Below are 15,642 nucleotides of genomic sequence, written 5' to 3' on the forward strand. Positions count from 1 at the left end.
GCGTGCGTTTCGACCTCTTGAAGATCCTGCTGGTCGACGACAACCAGCATATGCGGCTGCTGCTGATCGAGATCCTGCGCGCCATCGGCGTACGCCAGGTCTACGAGGCCATGGACGGGTCCGAGGCCCTGGCGATCCTGCGCTCCACCGCGATCGACGTGGTGTTCACCGACCTGTCGATGAACGGGCTGGACGGCATCGACTTCGTCAATCTGGTCCGCAACTCGCCCGACAGCCCCAACCCGTTCGTGCCGATCGTGATGATCACCGGCCACTCGACCGAGCGCCGGGTGAACGAGGCGCGCGACGCCGGCGTCAACGAGTTCCTGGTCAAGCCGGTCACCGCGCGCGGCGTTATCCACCGCCTGACCCTGCTGATCGAGAACCCCCGCCCCTTCGTGCGGGCCGGCGACTATTTCGGTCCCGACCGCCGCCGCCGCGACGATCCCCGCTACCGGGGCGAGCGCCGCCGCGACGAGGACAGGGCGACCTATGTCGATGACCCCGTGATCGTGCGCGGCCATCCGACGCGGAGAATTTAAACCATTCGCCGGGTAGAACGTGGTGAACAGCGTTTTATGAGCTTCACCATGACCTTCCGTCGCCTTGCCCCTATCGCCGCCGTCCTGGCCCTGGTCGCCGTCTCGCAGACGGGCTGCCTGGCTGCCGCTGCCGTCGGCACCGTGGCCGGCACGGCCATCGGCGTCACCGGCGCGGTCGTCGGCGGGGCCGGCAAGGCTGTCGTGGCCACCGGCAAGGCGGTGATCCCCGGGGACGGGAAGAAAGACCGCGAGCGGGACGAGTACCGCCGCTAGCTAGAGACTAAGCGCGCACGTCTCGCCGATCGTCGGGCGCGACAGCACCACGCGCGACAGGCCGGGGAACTGGGCCTTCAGGCGCTCGGCGAAATACAGGCACAGCCGTTCCAGGGTCGGGACTTCCAGGCCCGGACGGTCGTTCAGCAGGCCGTGGTCCAGCTCGGCCGCGACGGCCTTCAGCGCGACGTCCAGGGTTTCCAGGTCGGCGACCCAGCCCTCTTCCCGCATCTCGCCCTTCACGCTGGCTTCCACCTTGAACGAGTGGCCGTGCAGCTTGCGATAGCGATGGTCCGTCGGACCTTGCTCGATGTAATGGGCGGCGTCGAAGAACGCAGCCTTCGTGATCTCGAAGACGTATCCAGACATGTGACTTCTTTTGACTAGGCCTGGGAGGCTCTAGCGCGTCGACCCTGTCACCAAGTCGAGCGCCTTATCCGTCAGGGCAGGCCGAGATATTTGTGCGTTTGGACGCTTAAACGCCATTGTGGGTGCGAAAGGCAATAGGCGACCGCCAATTGCGTGTTCCTGTCGCGGTCCGGACCGTCCATCGGTTGCAGGTAGAACCGCTCGAAATCCAGGTCCGCGAAGCGCTCGGGCATGGCCTTGTCCTGCGGGAAAACCAGCTTCAGCTCCTGGCCCGAGGTTTGGACCACGGGCGCGTCGGCCTTGGGGCTGATGCAGATCCAGTCGATCCCGGCGGGGGCCTCCAGCGTGCCGTTGCTCTCGACCGCGATCTGGAAGCCGCGCGCGTGCAGCGCCGCGATAGCGGCCTCGTCCAGTTGCAGGAAAGGCTCGCCGCCGGTGCAGACCACCAGGCGATCGTCCGGGCCGCCGGTCCACTGGGCCTCGACCGCCGCCGCCAGATCGTCGGCCGTGGCGAACTTGCCGCCGTTCTCGCCGTCGGCGCCGACGAAGTCGGTGTCGCAGAAGGTGCAGACGGCCTTGGCGCGGTCCTGCTCGCGGCCGGTCCACAGGTTGCAACCCGAGAAGCGGCAGAACACCGCCGCCTTGCCGGCCTGGCCGCCCTCGCCCTGCAGGGTCAGGAAGATCTCTTTGACGGAATAGGTCACGCGCTTACCGGCTCTTGGGCCAGCGCCTCACGCCCGGCCGCGTCCCACTCGACATAACCCTTCTCGCGCAACTCGCACGCCGGGCAGGTCCCGCAGCCGTGGCCCCAGCTGTGCAGCACGCCACGTTCACCCTGGTAGCAGGTGTGGCTCTCTTCGACGATCAGCTTGACCAAGTCCTCACCGCCCAACTGCTTGGACAGCGCCCAGGTCTGCGCCTTGGTCAGCCACATCAGCGGCGTCTCGATCCGGAAGCTGCGATCCATGCCCAGGTTCAAGGCGCTCTGCATGGCGTCCATCGTGTCGCGGCGGCAGTCGGGATAGCCCGAGAAGTCGGTCTCGCACATGCCGCCGACCAGGGCGTCGACGCCCCGGCGATCGGCCAAAGCCGCGGCATAGATCAGGAACACCAGGTTGCGGCCCGGCACGAAGGTCGAGGGCAGGCCGCGCTCGGTCATCTCGATGGCGCGGTCGGCGGTCAGGGCCGACTGGGCCACCTGGCCGAAGCTCTTGATGTCCAGCACATGGTCCTCGCCCAGGCGGTCAGCCCACTGCGGGAAGCGCGCGGCGATCTCGCGGCGCACGGTCTGGCGCGCCTCCATCTCGATGGAATGGCGCTGGCCATAGTCGAAGCCGACCGTCTCGACGCGCTCATAGCGCTCAAGGGCCCAGGCCAGGCAGACGCTGCTGTCCTGGCCGCCGGAGAATAGAACGAGTGCGGCTTCGCTCATGCGAGGCTCTCAAAGGAAAAGAAGGGGAACATGGCCCCTCCCCTACACGAAGCAAGGCCAGGCCGGAACAGCGCGGCCGATCAAGGCGCGACTCGCGCGATACTCCGATCACGAACTCGGACGAAGTCTTTCGCCAGCGAACTAAGCCATAGCGCCCGCTATCAAAGGCCATAGCCCACAAGCGCGCGCCGCACTTCCGCTACGTAAGCCACAAACCCGATCTTCTAATGTGTTGTAAGCTTACACCCATCAGGAGAACACCACCTCTCGGAAAGTGAAAAGCTGTAACCTATCGCTGTTCACTTACGATCAGGCCAGTTGACAGCTTTCAAACGCAAGTATGCAATCTGCGAATGCTGCGAGGGGCTCGCCGTACGCCCGCGTGGTGAAAACAGTACGGCGCCGAGGAAACACCGACCCTCGCAGGCTCCATCCATAAGGCGCCGCCCGGGTCCAGGGAGGGAATTCAATGTCGCAAACTCTGCGTATGCGGAGCCTTTTGGTCATGGGCGCTTCGGCGGTCGCGATCTCCGGCTTCGCCGTCCCCGCTTTCGCTCAAACGGCCAAGCCGGCCCAACAGAACACCACCGTCATCGAAGAGCTGGTGGTCACCGCTCAGAAGAAGGAAGAAGCGCTCCAGGACGTGCCGATCGCGGTGTCGGCCTTCAGCCAGGACAGCCTGGAAGCGCAGAAGATCGACGGCGGTCCCAATCTTCAGCTGGCGATCCCGAACGTCACCTTCGCCAAGAGCAACTTCACCAACAGCTTCAACTTCCAGATCCGCGGCATCGGCGCCAAGGCCGTCGGCGCGTCGGCCGACCAGGGCGTCGGCGTCCACATGAACAACGCCCCGATGCAGTCGGGCAACCTGTTCGAAGCCGAGTTCTACGACGTGGAGCGGGTGGAAGTGCTGCGCGGCCCGCAGGGCACGCTGTACGGCCGCAACGCCACCGGCGGCGTGGTCAACGTGATCACCGCCAAGCCGACCGACCAGTTCGAAGCCAACCTGCGCGCCGAGTACGGCAACTTCAACACCACCAAGTTCCGCGGCATGGTCAACGTGCCGATCTTCGGCGACAAGCTGGCCCTGCGCCTGTCGGGCACCTCGCTGAAACGGGACGGCTTCGTCACCAACACCTTCAACGGCCACAAGGTCGACGACCGGGACATGTACTCGACCCGCGTCCAGGTGATGTTCAATCCGACCGACAAGCTGCGCACCAACTTCCTGTGGGAACGCTTCCACGAGGACGACAACCGCGCGCGGACCGGCAAGCAGCTGTGCACCAAGGATCCCGGCCCGACCTCGGTCGGCGGCGTGCCCGTGCCCGCGGCCGTCCAGCGCTACCTGACTCAGGGCTGTCTGTCGGCCTCGCTGTACGCCCCCGCCGCCTACGGCACGGTCAACACGTCGGGCACCCTGACGGGCCTCTTGGGCAACATCTTCGGCTTCACCTCGGGCGACGCCAACGCCGGCGACACCACCTCGACCAACCTGCGCGAGATCGAGACGGCGCTGGATCCGCTCTACCAGTCGGGCTCCAACGTCTACCAGCTGACCCTGAACTACGACCTGACGGACTCGCTGACGGCCACCTCGATGACCGCCTACAGCAAGGGCAGCGTCTATACGAAGCAGGACTACAACCGGAACGTCTCGCCGGTCGCCTTCAACAGCACGCCCTTCACGCCGGGCGGCTTCTTCAACGACCCGCAGGTCGGCAACACCAACAAGTTCACGACGATCGACGTCTCGTCGGGCCGCTCGGAACAGTTCAGCCAGGAACTGCGCCTGCAGTCGGCCTTCTCCGGCCCGCTGAACTTCACGGTCGGCGCCATCCACTTCACCTATCGGACGCTGACCGACTACTACGTGATCGGCAACTCGCTGACCCTGTCGTCGATGGCGCTGAACGCATCGAAGGGCCTCTCACCGACCTGCAATCCGGCGACCACCGCCAACTGCATCGGCATCGACACGGCGGCCAATCCCACGGGCGACGGCCACAACTACTATGACAACCGCACGCCCTATACCCTGGTGTCGGACGCGGTCATGGGCGAGCTGTACTACCAGCTCAACGACGACCTGAAGTTCACCCTGGGCCTGCGCCAGACCCGCGACAAGAAGGCGGTCAAGAACTACTCGACCGTGCTGTTGGCGCCCGGCTACGGCCTGACCCTGAACCCGACCAACCCCGACCAGCGCGCTCGCTTCAACGAGACCACCGGCCGCGTCGGCGTGGACTACAAGGCCCATCTGGGCTTCACCGACGACACCCTGCTCTATGCCTTCTACTCGAAGGGCTACAAGGGCGGCGGCATCAATCCGGGCGTTCCGGCCGGCGCGATCGGCATAAGCCAGACCTTCGGCCCCGAGTTCGTCAACGCCATCGAGATCGGCACCAAGAACACCCTGATGGGCGGCAGCCTGCTCTTCAACGCGACGGGCTTCTCGTACGACTACAAGGGCTACCAGATCAGCAAGATCGTGAACCGCACCTCGGTGAACGAGAACGTCGACGCCAAGGTCTACGGCTTCGAACTGGAAAGCATCTGGTCGCCGGTCCGCAACCTGCGCCTGAACGCCAATCTCGGCTATCTGCACACCAAGATCGGTTCCGGCGTCACCTCGATCGACACCATGAACCGCACCCAGTCCAACGCGGCCTATACGGTCGTGAAGGTGGGTCCGCAGGCCTCGTCGGTCGGCGCCAACTGCGTGCTGGCCACCGCCGGCGTGGCCACCATCATCGCAGCGGGCGCCGGGGCCACCCTGCCCTGGGCCTGCACCGGCGCGGCGGCCTACCAGGCGTTCCTGTCGACCCCGGCCGCGGCCGGCGGCGCGGGTCTGCCCGCTCCCACGGCGGCGTTCCTGGCCAACGCCACCGGTCTCTTCACCTACGGCGCCGGCTATTCGATCGAAGGCACGGCCGCGGACCTGTCGGGCAACGAGCTGCCCAACTCGCCGCACTGGACCACCTCGGTCGGCGCCCAGTACACCTTCGAGCTGTCGGGCGGCTGGTCGGCCACCCTGCGCGGCGACTACTACCGCCAGAGCAAGCAGTACGCCCGCGTCTACAACACCGCCTACGACCAGCTGAAGTCGTGGGACAACGGCAACGTGACGCTCAAGGTGGAGAAGCCGGAGTGGGGCGTCTCGATCGACGCCTACGTCAAGAACATCGGCAACAAGACCCCGATCGTCGACGCCTACACCACCGACGACAGCTCGGGCCTGTTCACCAACGTGATCACCGCCGAGCCGCGCCTGTACGGCATCGCCATCACCAAGTCCTGGTAGAACCAGGCCAGCACCACACTTCGGAAGGGGCGGCGGTCACTCGCCGCCCCTTTTTCTTGTCCGGTTTTCGCCCAACATGTCGACAGCCCGACAGAAAACTCTGTGTATTCCGACATTACCGGTTTGGGAGCGCTCCCAACTTAACGACTCCGCAAGGGCGCCGAGGGCATGGTGCCCCTCCAAATCCCAGCGAAGCGCCGCATGGAAACGCTGACTCGTCTGATCGATACCCGCGCTCCGATCTCGCCTGACACGCCTTGCGGCGTGGTCACGGCGATGTTCGACGCCGATCCGGCCCTGGCCGCGCTCGGGGTCGTCGACCCGGACAACGCGCCCATCGGCCTCGTCTATCGCGACGTGCTGCAAGGCATGATGCGCGTCGCCGGCGAGCATCTGGCCGACAAGCCGATCGCCGACGTCATGGACGCCGAGCCGCGCAAGGTCATGGCGCAGACCGACTCCAACAGCTTCGTCAACGCCCTGGCCGATAGCCCGACCCCGGTGTTCCGCACCGCCTACGTCGCCGTCGACGCCGCCGGCCGTTTCGCCGGCGTAGGCGGCCTGGCCTCGCTGCTGGCCTCGCACCGCCGCCGCCAGGCCGACGCCCGTGACGCCATGGCCATGGTCGAGCGCATGGCCGTCGACATCGGCGCGCACCTGGATGGCGTCCTGGCGATCACCGAGCGCCTGGAACAGCAGCGCCTGACGCCCGACGCCTCGGCCTTCGTCCGCGCCATCGGCGAGACCAGCCGCGACATGGGCGCGACGGTCGCCCGCGCGATCGACCTGCACCGCTCGGCCCGTGGCCAGCTGACCATCAACGCCACCCCCACCCGCCTGCGCGACTTCGCCGACGCGGTCGAGGACCGCTGGGCCGCCCGCGCCCACGAAGGCGGCTCGACCCTGCTCGTCTCGTATGACGGCGATCCGGAATGCGGCGTCGAGGTGGACGGCGAGCGCTTGCTGCAGGTGCTCGACATCCTGATCGAGAACGCGCTCTCGGCCGGCCGCGGCGCCATCGAGGCCCGCCTGACCGCACGTGTCGAGGGCGACCACATCCGCCTGGAAGGCCAAGTCCGCGACAATACCGGCGGCCACGCCGACGAGCGCCTGGCCCGCGTCCACGATCCGCTGGGCGACGCCAGCCTGCAGGACCGCAACGAGATGGCCCTGGCCGTCGGCATGGCCCTGGCCCACCGCGTCCTGCGCGCCATGGGCGGCCCGCTGCACGCCGAGGCCAATCGCGGCGTCGGCCTGACCGTCGGCTTCGCCCTGCCCCTGCCCGCCGCCGTCGCCGAGGCCGAGGTCCACGAGACCCAGGAAGTCGCCGGCCGCGCCGCCCACATCCTGATCGTCGACGACAACGCCACCAACCGCATGGTCGCCGAGGCGCTGTGCGACATGTTCGAGTGCACCTCGGAGCAAGCCGTCGATGGCGTCGAGGCCGTGGATATGGCCAAGAGCGGCCGCTACGACCTGATCCTGATGGACATCAAGATGCCGCGCATGGACGGCATCGCCGCCACCCGCGCGATCCGCGAGATGGCCGGCCGCCCCGGCGCCGTGCCGATCGTGGCCCTGACCGCCAACGCCGACCCGGCCGACGTCCAGACCTACATCGCCGCCGGCATGCAGGACGTGGTCGAAAAGCCGATCAAGCCCGAGCGTCTGGCCGTCGTGCTGAGCGCCCTGCTGGCTGGCGAAGACGAGCAGGACGCGGAAGCCGCCGCCTAAGCTCCGCGACGCTTGGTCGCTCTACCCGAAAGCGTAGACGCTTGCGGTCGCCTCGCATCCGCGAATAGCCTGCGTTCCGCGAGTGCGGAGTAACCAGACGCGTGCTGAACACGGCTGAACAACAGGCCTGGGCCTTTTTGAGCCAAGCGCCTCACCTGGGCTCGGCCCAGGAGGTCGAGACGCATTTCGCGCAAGCGATCGCCGCCTTCGGCTACGACAAGTTCTGCGCCACCCTGGTCAATGCCGAGCACTACGGCAAGGAACCCCCGACGCTCAGCCGTCAGGACTTCGACGCCTGGGACGAGCGCTACTGGGGCGAGCGCTACGTGGTGCACGATCCGTGCGTCAAACTACTCTTGAAGTCGCCCCGCTCCTTCGCCTGGACCGACGCCAAGCCGCTAGGCGACGGCCGCGCCCAGTCGATGTGGGGCGAGGCCTCGGACCTCGGCATGAACGACGGCTATGTCGTGCGTGTCTTCGGCCCCGCCGGCCAGGAGGTGCTGATCCGCATGTCCACCGAGGCCCGCGACACCGACCCGACCTCGCGCGCGGTAATCGACAGCCTGGCCACGGTGTTTGGCACCATCATGCTCAAGCACTGGGAAATGCAGGACGACAATCCCGACTACGGGGTCGTCTCCGAGCGTCAGGCCCAGTGCCTGTACTGGGCCGGCCGCGGCAAGACCGACTGGGAGATCGGCGCGATCCTGGAACTGTCGCCCCGCACCGTCCACCACCACATCGAGGCCGCCAAGAAGCGCCTGGGCGTGGTCAAGCGCCAGGAAGCCGTGCTGAAGGCGGGTGAGCTGGGGCTGTTCTCGAAGCTGTAGGTCCGAAAACCTCGTCCTTCGACAGGCTCAGGATGAGGTTTTCTACTGAACCACCGTAGTCCTCATCCTGAGCTTGTCGAAGGACGAGGACGGCTCCTCAGAACTTCCGCCGCGCGGTCACCACCTCGAACCACAGCCGGAAATCCCCCATCAAGCTGTAGAGCGGATATTTGAACGTCGCGGGCCGGTTCTTCTCGAACACGAAGTGGCCGATCCAGGCGAAGCCGTAGCCGACCAGCGGCGCGGCCACGAAGAACCGCCAGTCCCTCACGACACCCAGCGCCAGGCAGACGATCACCAGGCTGGTGCCGATCACGTGCAGCCGCCGGCTGACCGTGTTGACGTGTTCGGTCAGATAGAACGGATAGAAGGCCGCGAAGGTGCGGTAGCGCTCTTCTGTAGCGGTGCTCATGCCTCCGATGCTGATCCCCAACCGTCGCCGTGGCAAGCTTCACGCGGGGGAATGAAGAAGACCATAGGCCGTTTGGCCTATCGCGCTTTCCCCGGATCATGTCCCTTAATCCAGGCCGTCCATTCCGCCTGCTGGGGGCCGGCCATGATCCACATCATCACTTCCGAGAACCGCCATCTGTACGGTCCGCAGCTGTGGGCCATGCACGAGGAACGTCGTCGCCAGTGCGTCGAGAAGAACGGCTGGGTCGACCTGGTCGTGCTCGATGGCGGCGAGGTCGACGACTATGACGACCACCGCGCCATCTACCTGTTGGGCTTCAACGACGACATGGAGCTGGAGGTCGGCCTGCGCCTGCGGCCCACCGACGACCGCTGCATGCTGGCCGACAAGTTCGCCCACCTGATCGCGCCCGGCGAAAGCCCCAAGAAGGGCCTCGACGTCTGGGAAGCCTCGCGCCTGTTCACCACCGAGGCCTATCGCAAACGCAAGGGTCCGGGTCGCGGCGAGCGGGTGTTCGAGTGCTGGGCCGCCGCCTTCGAGCTGGCCCTGCGCCACGGCGTGACCCGTTTCGTCGGCATGATCGACATGCAGCTTTATCCGGGCATCCTGAACTCGCCGATCGACACCCGCCTGGTCGGCATCCCGCGTCCCTACGAGTACGGCATCGTCGCCGGCTCGGAGATCGCGGTGAGCCAGCCGCTGCTGGACCGCGTGCTGGAAGCCATGGGTCGCGAGTCCCCGATCGGCTACGAGATCGACTCTCTGGACCTGATGGCGTTCGGCGACCTGGCCGCGGTGCAGCGCCAGGTGACCCGCGCCATGACGCCGCAGCTGACCGCCGGCCAGGAGCGCGACGAGACCCTGGCGGCCGAGACCCTGTTCCGGCTGCACGACAACACCGGTCAGGCCCGCCGCATCTGGGACGGCCGCGCCCGGATGCTCAACGCCTGACGACATAAGCCTTTGAGCACATTGGCCGGTTCGCTTCCGAGGCGGATCGGCCACACCTTCGCCGCCTCCCGACCGCGATACTCGCCTGACGAAAGTAGGTCGCGCATGGGTTGGCGGCGAATCGCCTTACGGGCGACTAGCCTCCTCGTTCCGGGGAAGGAAGCCGAACCATAGCGACAAGTCGCCGCGCATTGGGTTCGCTTGCTTCCACCGACGTCACGGTCGTGTCATCTTCCCCGAACAACCGTTGGAGGCGGAAAACTTATGAGCGAAGAAACCGAAGGCCGACGCCCCAACCCTGTCGACCTGCACGTCGGTGGCCGGGTCCGGATGCGTCGCAAGCTGCTTGGCGTCAGCCAGGAACAGCTCGCGGACTCCCTGGGTCTGACCTTCCAGCAGGTGCAGAAGTACGAACGCGGCGCCAACCGCGTCAGCGCTTCGAAGCTGTACGAGATCGCCAAGACCTTGCAGGTCCCGGTGTCGTTCTTCTTCGACGGCCTGGCTGACCCGATGAGCGGCGCTGAAGTCGACGACGCCACCCAGCACGCCGAGAAGGTGGTCCAGGAATTCCTGACCACACCGGAAGGTCTGGAGCTGGCCGAGGTGTTCCCGCGTATCGGCCGAGGCCGCGTCCGCCGTCAGGTCCTGGACCTGGTGCGCGCGATGGCCGACGAAGCCTCTCGCGAGACTGCCTGAGCAGGACATCACGCGGCCGCCGCGCCCCAGGCGCGGTTAGTACAACGAGTAGCAAAGACCTCGGTCGGCGGGCCGGGGTCTTTGTCGTTTCTGAATCCTGGTTAGCCGGTCGAGACGTCGGACTGCGAGTGCAGCCAGATGCGCTTGGCCGTGCCCGCGGCAGCGGACGTCAGGCCTCGCAGGTCATAGGTGCGGACGATCCGCATGCCGATCTCGCGGTCGCGCTGCCAGGCGATGGTGACGTCGTGGGCCAGGCCCGCGGCCAGATCCACCAGTTGCACCTGCCCCGGAGGCGTGGTGCTGGACAACATCTGCACGCGCGCCCCGCTGCTCGACAGGTCGCGGATCACGCAATCCCATGCGAAGGCGCCGCACAGGACCTTACCGGATCTCTGAGTTTGGATGCGGACGGCTGTCCGCCGATCCTCCACGCCTGACGCGTACTTCGCCATAGGGGGATAAACGCACGGCGCGGTTAATCGCCCGTGCAAATTTAAGATTTTTATAGTGAAGGTTAACGCGCCCCGGACCCGAAGCGGGTTTCCTGTTTCAGTCGTGACAACCTTGTCATAACGTTGTTCGTCGGTGATAGCTTCCGTTTACCGGTCGATGTTACCGGTACAACAACGATCATCCGAAGCCGGACCAAAAATAACCGGCCACGCGAGGAAACGACATGGCTAAGGGATCGGTCTTACTGGCCGACGTGAACGGGCGTGACCTGGCGGTAGCCGTCGTGCGTCCCGGCGATCCGCCCCGCGATCATCAGGAACTGGCCTGCGCCTCGCTGCGTGAGCTGGAACAGCATCTGACCAGGATGCTGACCGAGGGCGGCCATGGCGAACTGATCGGGGCGGCGATCTGCGGCGCGGGTCCCGAGATCGACGGCGCCATAGACCTCACCGCCGGCGACTTCACCGTCACCCAGTCGTGGCTGCGGGCGGTGCTGAAGACCCCGCGCGTCGCCCTGCTGAACGACTTCGCCGCCTGCGCCCTGGGCGCGCCACGTCTGGCGCCCTCGGCCATGACCGTGATCCACGACGGCAAGCCGGCCAAGAGCGCCCCGATCGCGGTGATTGGTCCCAACCTCGGCCTCGGTGTTGCCGGCCTGTCGCCGCATCGCAACGACGGCTGGGTGCCGGTGGTCAGCGAAGGCGGCCACATCGACTTCACCCCGGGCGAGACCCGCGAGGTCCCGGTGTTCTCGGCCCTGCAGATCAAGTACGGCCGGGTCTCGGCCGAGCATTTCCTGTCGCAGCAGGGCCTGGTCGATATCCACCTGGCGCTGGGCGGCGAGGGCGACAGCGACGACGTGATCCTGTCCCGCGTCCGTGACGGCGATGCGCGGGCCCGCGAGGCGGTGTCGATCTTCAGCGCCCTGCTCGGCGCCTTCGCCGGCGACGCGGCCCTGATGTTCGCCGCCCGCGGCGGGGTCTATATCAACAGCCCCCTGATGGAGCGGATCGACGGCCTGCTGGACCACGCGGCGTTTGCCCGGCGGTTCTCCGACAAGGGCCGGATGAGCGCGTACCTGGAGGGGGTGCCGGTTTATCTGACGGTCGGCCGGTGCACCCTGCTGGGGCTGTCGGGGCTGTTTAGCGCGAGTGACATGAAGTACTCGGCGGAAGAGGTGAAGTTCCTGGATTGCTGAGGCTGCCTGGGGGCAGAGCGCCAAAGATCCTCCCCCTAGCGGGGGAGGTGTCGCCGTAGGGCGACGGAGGGGGAAGAGGCCGGGCCAGGACAACTACCCCTCCGGCGCTTCGCGCCACCTCCCCCGTTAGGGGGAGGATCTATGATCTCAAGCCAACTCCGCCACCCGCTCCATCGCCCCCTTCAGATCCCCCAGAATATCCTCCACCTCCTCCAGCCCCACCGACAGCCGCACCAGCCCCTCGCCGATCCCCGCCGCCGCCCGTTCCTCCGGCGCATAGGTCGAGTGGGTCATGCTGGCCGGATGCTGGATCAGCGTCTCCGCATCGCCCAGCGACACGGCCCGGCGGATCATCGTCAGGCGATTCATCATCGCCACGCCCGCCGCGTGGCCGCCCTTCAGCTCGAAGGCGATCATGCCGCCGCCGCCAGCCATCTGCCGAGCCGCAAGCTCGCGCTGCGGGAAGCCGTCCAGGCCCGGATAATAGACCCGCTCGACGGCCGGATGAGCCTCCAGCCAACGCGCCACCGCCTCACCGTTCTGGCCATGACGCGCCATGCGCAGCGACAGGGTCTTCAGCCCCCGCAGCACCAGGAAGGCCGTGAACGGCGACATCACCGCGCCGGTCATGTCCTTGACGCCGACGAGGCGCACGCGGGCCATGTCCTCGACTCCGCCGACGGCGATACCGCCCACCAGGTCGCCATGGCCGCCCAGATACTTGGTCGCCGAGTGCACCACCATGTCCGCGCCCAGGGTGATCGGCCGGGTCAGCACCGGCGTGGCGTAGGTGTTGTCGACCACCACCTTGGCGCCGGCGTCGTGGGCGATCGCGCTGATCGCGGCGATGTCCGCCAGGCGCATGTTCGGATTGGCCGGGGTCTCGAAATAGACGATCCGGGTCTTGTCGGAGATGACCTCGGCCAGCAGCTCGGGCCGGGTCATGTCCACCTGCCGCACCGTGACGCCGAACCGGCTCAGACCATCGCGCAGGAAGGCGAAGGTGCAGCCGTACAGGGTCTGGTCGGTAATCACCTCGTCCCCGGCCTGCAGGAAGCTCCACAGCACCGCGGTGATCGCGCCCATGCCCGAGGCGGTGGCGACCGCGGCTTCCGCGCCCTCCAGGCTGGCCAGGCGGCGCTCCAGGAGGTCGGTCGTCGGGTTGGAGATCCGCGAATAGAAGTGCCCCGCCCGCTGCCCGGCGAACATCTCGCCGCCGGCCTCGGCGCTCTCGAAGGCGAAGGTCGAGGTCAGGTGCACCGGCGGCGTCAGCGCCCCGTGCTCGTCGGCCGGGTCGTAGCCCGCGTGAATCGCCCGGGTGGAGAAGCCGCCGTTGTCGCTACGCATGTGTCACTCCCTATTTGAGATGACAGTGGCGCAGGCCCGGACGTGGTAGATTGCGAAGTCTGCTACATAGAGCGCTCATATTGGCAGATCCTGCTCAAGGAGCTTCCGTGGACGCTAAAGACCGCCAGATCATCCGCGAGCTGCAGAAGGACGGCCGCCTGACCAACCAGGAGTTGGCCGAGCGGGTGAACCTGTCGCCCTCCCCCTGCCTGCGCCGGGTGCGCATCCTGGAGGCCGAGGGGGTGATCACCGGCTACACCGCCCTGGTCGACCAGAAGGCCTATGGCCTGCCGATCACGGTCTTCGTGCGGGTGCGCCTGAACAGCCCCAGCCAGGACCTGATCACCGGCTTCGAGGCGGCGGTGGCGCGCATCGACCAGATCCTGGACTGCTTTCTGCTGGCCGGGAGCGATGACTACCTGCTGCGTGTTATCGTCGACAGCCTCGAGGGCTACGAGGATTTCATGCGGCGCAGGCTTCATGCCATCCCCGGCATCGCCTCGATCGACACCAGTTTTGCCTATGGCGTCGTCAAGCAGACCCGCGTCTTTCCGGTCGCGGGTTGACCGTGACGTCACCCGAGTATCGCTCACGCGAAATTCAATCGAAGCCTGACCGTCTCGCCCGCTAGAAGCGTACCGATGATCGACGAAGCGCCGCCCCAATCTGCATCACCCATGGCTGCTTCCCCCAGCGTCACCACGGCGCTGAAGCATGCGCCGTTGGGCATCGCCATCTTTGACAGCCAGATGCGTTACCTGGCCGCCTCGCGGCAGTACCTGACCGACCAGCGCCTGCCCGCCGACATGCCGCTGATCGGCCGCCGGCACTACGACGCCTTTCCCGAGGTGCCGCAGAAGTGGCGCGACCTGCATGCCCGCGTGCTGACCGAGGGCGTCGAGCTGCGTCACGAAGGCGACCCCTATATCGACCGCGACGGCCGCACCCAGTGGATCCGCTGGTCGATGGCCCCCTGGCGCGATGATGGCGGCGAGATCGGCGGGCTGGTGCTCTACACCGAGGTGGTCACCGCCAATATCGAGGCCCGCCAGAAGCTGGAGGCCGCCGAAGCCCGCTATCGCGCTGTCTTCGATCAGGCCGCCATGGGCGTGGCCCGCCTGACCCCGACCGGTGAGATCCTGGAGGCCAACGACGCCTTCTGCGCCCTGCTGGGCCGTGACCGTGACGCCCTGCTGGGCGTATCGCTGCCCAACCTGGTGCACCCCGACTTTCTCGATCGCACCCTGCTGTCCAGCGAAGCCCTGCTGGCGGGCGAGGTCGAGACCTGCGCGGCCGAGCGCCGGTTCGTGATTCCCGGTGGCGATCTCTGGATCCACCTGACCGCCTCGATGGTGCGGGTCGACGACGAGCCGGCCTACATCCTGGCGATCATCTCCGACATCAGCGCCCGCAAGCAGGCCGAGACCGCCCAGGAGCAGCACCAGAGCCAGCTGCGCCTCTTGATCAACGAGTTGAACCACCGGGTGAAGAACACCCTGGCCACCGTCCAGTCGATGGCCGCCCAGACCCTGCGCAACGAGCCCGACCCGATCGTGGCCTTCGAGAAGTTCGAGGCCCGCCTGATGGGCCTGTCGCGGGTGCATGACATTCTCACGCGGGAAAGCTGGCACGGCGCCGAACTGCACGAGGTGGTCGAGCGGGCCCTGCGGCCGTTCGACGAGGCCGGCACGCGGTTCAGCATCCAGGGTCCGCCGGTGCGCCTGCAGCCAGGCGGCGCCCTGACCATGGCGCTGATCCTGCACGAGCTGGCCACCAACGCCCTGAAGTACGGCGCGCTGTCCAATCCCGACGGCCACGTGGACCTGTCCTGGACCTACGATCCACCCACCCGGATGCTGGAAGGCCGCTGGGTCGAGAGCGACGGTCCGACCGTCTCCGAACCCACCCGCAAGGGCTTCGGCTCACGCCTGATCGAGCGCAGCCTGCGCGGCGAACTGAAGGGTGCGGCGGTGATGGACTATCGCCCGGAAGGCCTGCTTTGCACGCTCAACGCGCGTTTGCCCGAGGCGCCACCGGAAAACTCTGACGGGAACCCGACACTACCGGCCACTTAAGGTCCCTAATGGGAAACTTAGTC

The 15,642-nt window shown here is 66.7% G+C and carries 16 protein-coding genes and 1 pseudogene; 11 read left to right on the top strand and 6 right to left on the bottom strand.

Annotated elements, in window-relative coordinates; translation table 11 throughout:
• Positions 1 to 2 precede the first annotated feature (2 nt).
• Both AC07NF_RS23940 and AC07NF_RS23945 read left to right on the top strand, forming a co-directional pair.
• A complete protein-coding gene (locus AC07NF_RS23940) occupies positions 3 to 542 on the top strand; it encodes a response regulator (protein WP_492813433.1) in 540 nt (179 codons plus the stop codon).
• A 48-nt stretch (positions 543 to 590) separates the two neighbouring features.
• Positions 591 to 815, top strand: coding sequence for a hypothetical protein (locus AC07NF_RS23945; RefSeq protein ID WP_492813435.1), 225 nt, complete (start codon positions 591 to 593; stop codon positions 813 to 815).
• Here the strand turns inward: AC07NF_RS23945 and AC07NF_RS23950 are convergent, their stop codons facing one another.
• The 3 genes from AC07NF_RS23950 to queC form a co-directional block, all read right to left on the bottom strand.
• Entirely contained in the window at positions 816 to 1,184 is a 369-nt protein-coding gene (locus AC07NF_RS23950) for a 6-carboxytetrahydropterin synthase (RefSeq protein WP_492813437.1), read from the bottom strand.
• A gap of 71 nt (positions 1,185 to 1,255) precedes the next feature.
• A complete protein-coding gene (queE, locus tag AC07NF_RS23955) occupies positions 1,256 to 1,888 on the bottom strand; it encodes a 7-carboxy-7-deazaguanine synthase (RefSeq protein WP_494633223.1) in 633 nt (210 codons plus the stop codon).
• Positions 1,885 to 2,616 carry a 7-cyano-7-deazaguanine synthase QueC gene (queC, locus tag AC07NF_RS23960; protein WP_494633224.1) on the bottom strand — a complete coding sequence of 244 codons (732 nt, stop codon included), beginning with the start codon at positions 2,614 to 2,616 and terminating at the stop codon, positions 1,885 to 1,887. The genes queE and queC overlap by 4 nt, the downstream gene beginning before the upstream one ends.
• Before the next feature lie 469 nt (positions 2,617 to 3,085).
• Here queC and AC07NF_RS23965 point away from each other — a divergent pair, with 469 nt between their 5' ends.
• From AC07NF_RS23965 to AC07NF_RS23980, 4 genes and pseudogenes are all read left to right on the top strand, one after another.
• The gene (locus AC07NF_RS23965) at positions 3,086 to 5,920 is read left to right on the top strand and encodes a TonB-dependent receptor (protein WP_492813442.1); all 2,835 of its coding nucleotides are present in this window, start codon (positions 3,086 to 3,088) and stop codon (positions 5,918 to 5,920) included.
• 201 nt (positions 5,921 to 6,121) lie between these two features.
• A complete protein-coding gene (locus AC07NF_RS23970) occupies positions 6,122 to 7,654 on the top strand; it encodes a response regulator (RefSeq protein ID WP_494633225.1) in 1,533 nt (510 codons plus the stop codon).
• A 101-nt stretch (positions 7,655 to 7,755) separates the two neighbouring features.
• Positions 7,756 to 8,484, top strand: a complete 729-nt coding sequence (locus AC07NF_RS23975; protein WP_494633226.1) for a helix-turn-helix transcriptional regulator — start codon at positions 7,756 to 7,758, stop codon at positions 8,482 to 8,484.
• Positions 8,456 to 8,586, top strand: a pseudogene (locus AC07NF_RS23980) (hypothetical protein); the annotation flags it as partial. The gene AC07NF_RS23975 and the pseudogene AC07NF_RS23980, both read left to right, overlap by 29 nt.
• On the opposite strand, the gene AC07NF_RS23985 reads toward AC07NF_RS23980, so the two are convergent.
• Positions 8,582 to 8,896, bottom strand: a complete 315-nt coding sequence (locus AC07NF_RS23985; protein ID WP_494633227.1) for an Mpo1-like protein — start codon at positions 8,894 to 8,896, stop codon at positions 8,582 to 8,584. The pseudogene AC07NF_RS23980 and the gene AC07NF_RS23985 sit on opposite strands and share 5 nt — an antisense overlap.
• Before the next feature lie 144 nt (positions 8,897 to 9,040).
• Here AC07NF_RS23985 and AC07NF_RS23990 point away from each other — a divergent pair, with 144 nt between their 5' ends.
• Together AC07NF_RS23990 and AC07NF_RS23995 are read left to right on the top strand one after the other, a co-directional pair.
• The gene (locus AC07NF_RS23990; RefSeq protein WP_494633228.1) at positions 9,041 to 9,850 is read left to right on the top strand and encodes an acyl-homoserine-lactone synthase; all 810 of its coding nucleotides are present in this window, start codon (positions 9,041 to 9,043) and stop codon (positions 9,848 to 9,850) included.
• 264 nt (positions 9,851 to 10,114) lie between these two features.
• Positions 10,115 to 10,546 (top strand): helix-turn-helix domain-containing protein, encoded by a 432-nt coding sequence (locus AC07NF_RS23995; protein ID WP_291870668.1) that lies wholly within the window; start codon positions 10,115 to 10,117, stop codon positions 10,544 to 10,546.
• Positions 10,547 to 10,647: 101 nt separating this feature from the next.
• Here the strand turns inward: AC07NF_RS23995 and AC07NF_RS24000 are convergent, their stop codons facing one another.
• The gene (locus AC07NF_RS24000) at positions 10,648 to 10,998 is read right to left on the bottom strand and encodes a PilZ domain-containing protein (protein WP_492813450.1); all 351 of its coding nucleotides are present in this window, start codon (positions 10,996 to 10,998) and stop codon (positions 10,648 to 10,650) included.
• Positions 10,999 to 11,222: 224 nt separating this feature from the next.
• On the opposite strand from AC07NF_RS24000, the gene AC07NF_RS24005 reads away from it, so the two are divergent.
• Positions 11,223 to 12,197 carry a glucokinase gene (locus AC07NF_RS24005; protein WP_492813452.1) on the top strand — a complete coding sequence of 325 codons (975 nt, stop codon included), beginning with the start codon at positions 11,223 to 11,225 and terminating at the stop codon, positions 12,195 to 12,197.
• 147 nt (positions 12,198 to 12,344) lie between these two features.
• Here AC07NF_RS24005 and AC07NF_RS24010 read toward each other — a convergent pair whose 3' ends face one another.
• The gene (locus tag AC07NF_RS24010) at positions 12,345 to 13,544 is read right to left on the bottom strand and encodes a methionine gamma-lyase (RefSeq protein ID WP_494633229.1); all 1,200 of its coding nucleotides are present in this window, start codon (positions 13,542 to 13,544) and stop codon (positions 12,345 to 12,347) included.
• Between the two features lie 107 nt (positions 13,545 to 13,651).
• Between AC07NF_RS24010 and AC07NF_RS24015 the strand changes: the two genes are divergently transcribed.
• Complete coding sequence (locus AC07NF_RS24015) at positions 13,652 to 14,110, top strand: Lrp/AsnC family transcriptional regulator (protein WP_492813455.1); 459 nt, start codon at positions 13,652 to 13,654, stop codon at positions 14,108 to 14,110.
• A 111-nt stretch (positions 14,111 to 14,221) separates the two neighbouring features.
• Entirely contained in the window at positions 14,222 to 15,619 is a 1,398-nt protein-coding gene (locus AC07NF_RS24020) for a sensor histidine kinase (protein WP_494633230.1), read from the top strand.
• Positions 15,620 to 15,642: the final 23 nt, after the last annotated feature.

Source organism: Caulobacter sp. GW821-FHT10A06 (assembly GCF_059415805.1).

Coding starts and splice junctions, on each gene's coding strand:
- AC07NF_RS23965 (WP_492813442.1), top strand. CDS start 3,086: ATGTCGCAAACTCTGCGTATGCGGAGCCTTTTGGTCATGGGCGCTTCG.
- AC07NF_RS24000 (WP_492813450.1), bottom strand. CDS start 10,998: ATGGCGAAGTACGCGTCAGGCGTGGAGGATCGGCGGACAGCCGTCCGC.
- AC07NF_RS24005 (WP_492813452.1), top strand. CDS start 11,223: ATGGCTAAGGGATCGGTCTTACTGGCCGACGTGAACGGGCGTGACCTG.
- AC07NF_RS23970 (WP_494633225.1), top strand. CDS start 6,122: ATGGAAACGCTGACTCGTCTGATCGATACCCGCGCTCCGATCTCGCCT.
- AC07NF_RS23985 (WP_494633227.1), bottom strand. CDS start 8,896: ATGAGCACCGCTACAGAAGAGCGCTACCGCACCTTCGCGGCCTTCTAT.
- queC (WP_494633224.1), bottom strand. CDS start 2,616: ATGAGCGAAGCCGCACTCGTTCTATTCTCCGGCGGCCAGGACAGCAGC.
- AC07NF_RS23945 (WP_492813435.1), top strand. CDS start 591: ATGACCTTCCGTCGCCTTGCCCCTATCGCCGCCGTCCTGGCCCTGGTC.
- AC07NF_RS24010 (WP_494633229.1), bottom strand. CDS start 13,544: ATGCGTAGCGACAACGGCGGCTTCTCCACCCGGGCGATTCACGCGGGC.
- AC07NF_RS23995 (WP_291870668.1), top strand. CDS start 10,115: ATGAGCGAAGAAACCGAAGGCCGACGCCCCAACCCTGTCGACCTGCAC.
- AC07NF_RS23950 (WP_492813437.1), bottom strand. CDS start 1,184: ATGTCTGGATACGTCTTCGAGATCACGAAGGCTGCGTTCTTCGACGCC.
- AC07NF_RS24020 (WP_494633230.1), top strand. CDS start 14,222: ATGGCTGCTTCCCCCAGCGTCACCACGGCGCTGAAGCATGCGCCGTTG.
- AC07NF_RS23990 (WP_494633228.1), top strand. CDS start 9,041: ATGATCCACATCATCACTTCCGAGAACCGCCATCTGTACGGTCCGCAG.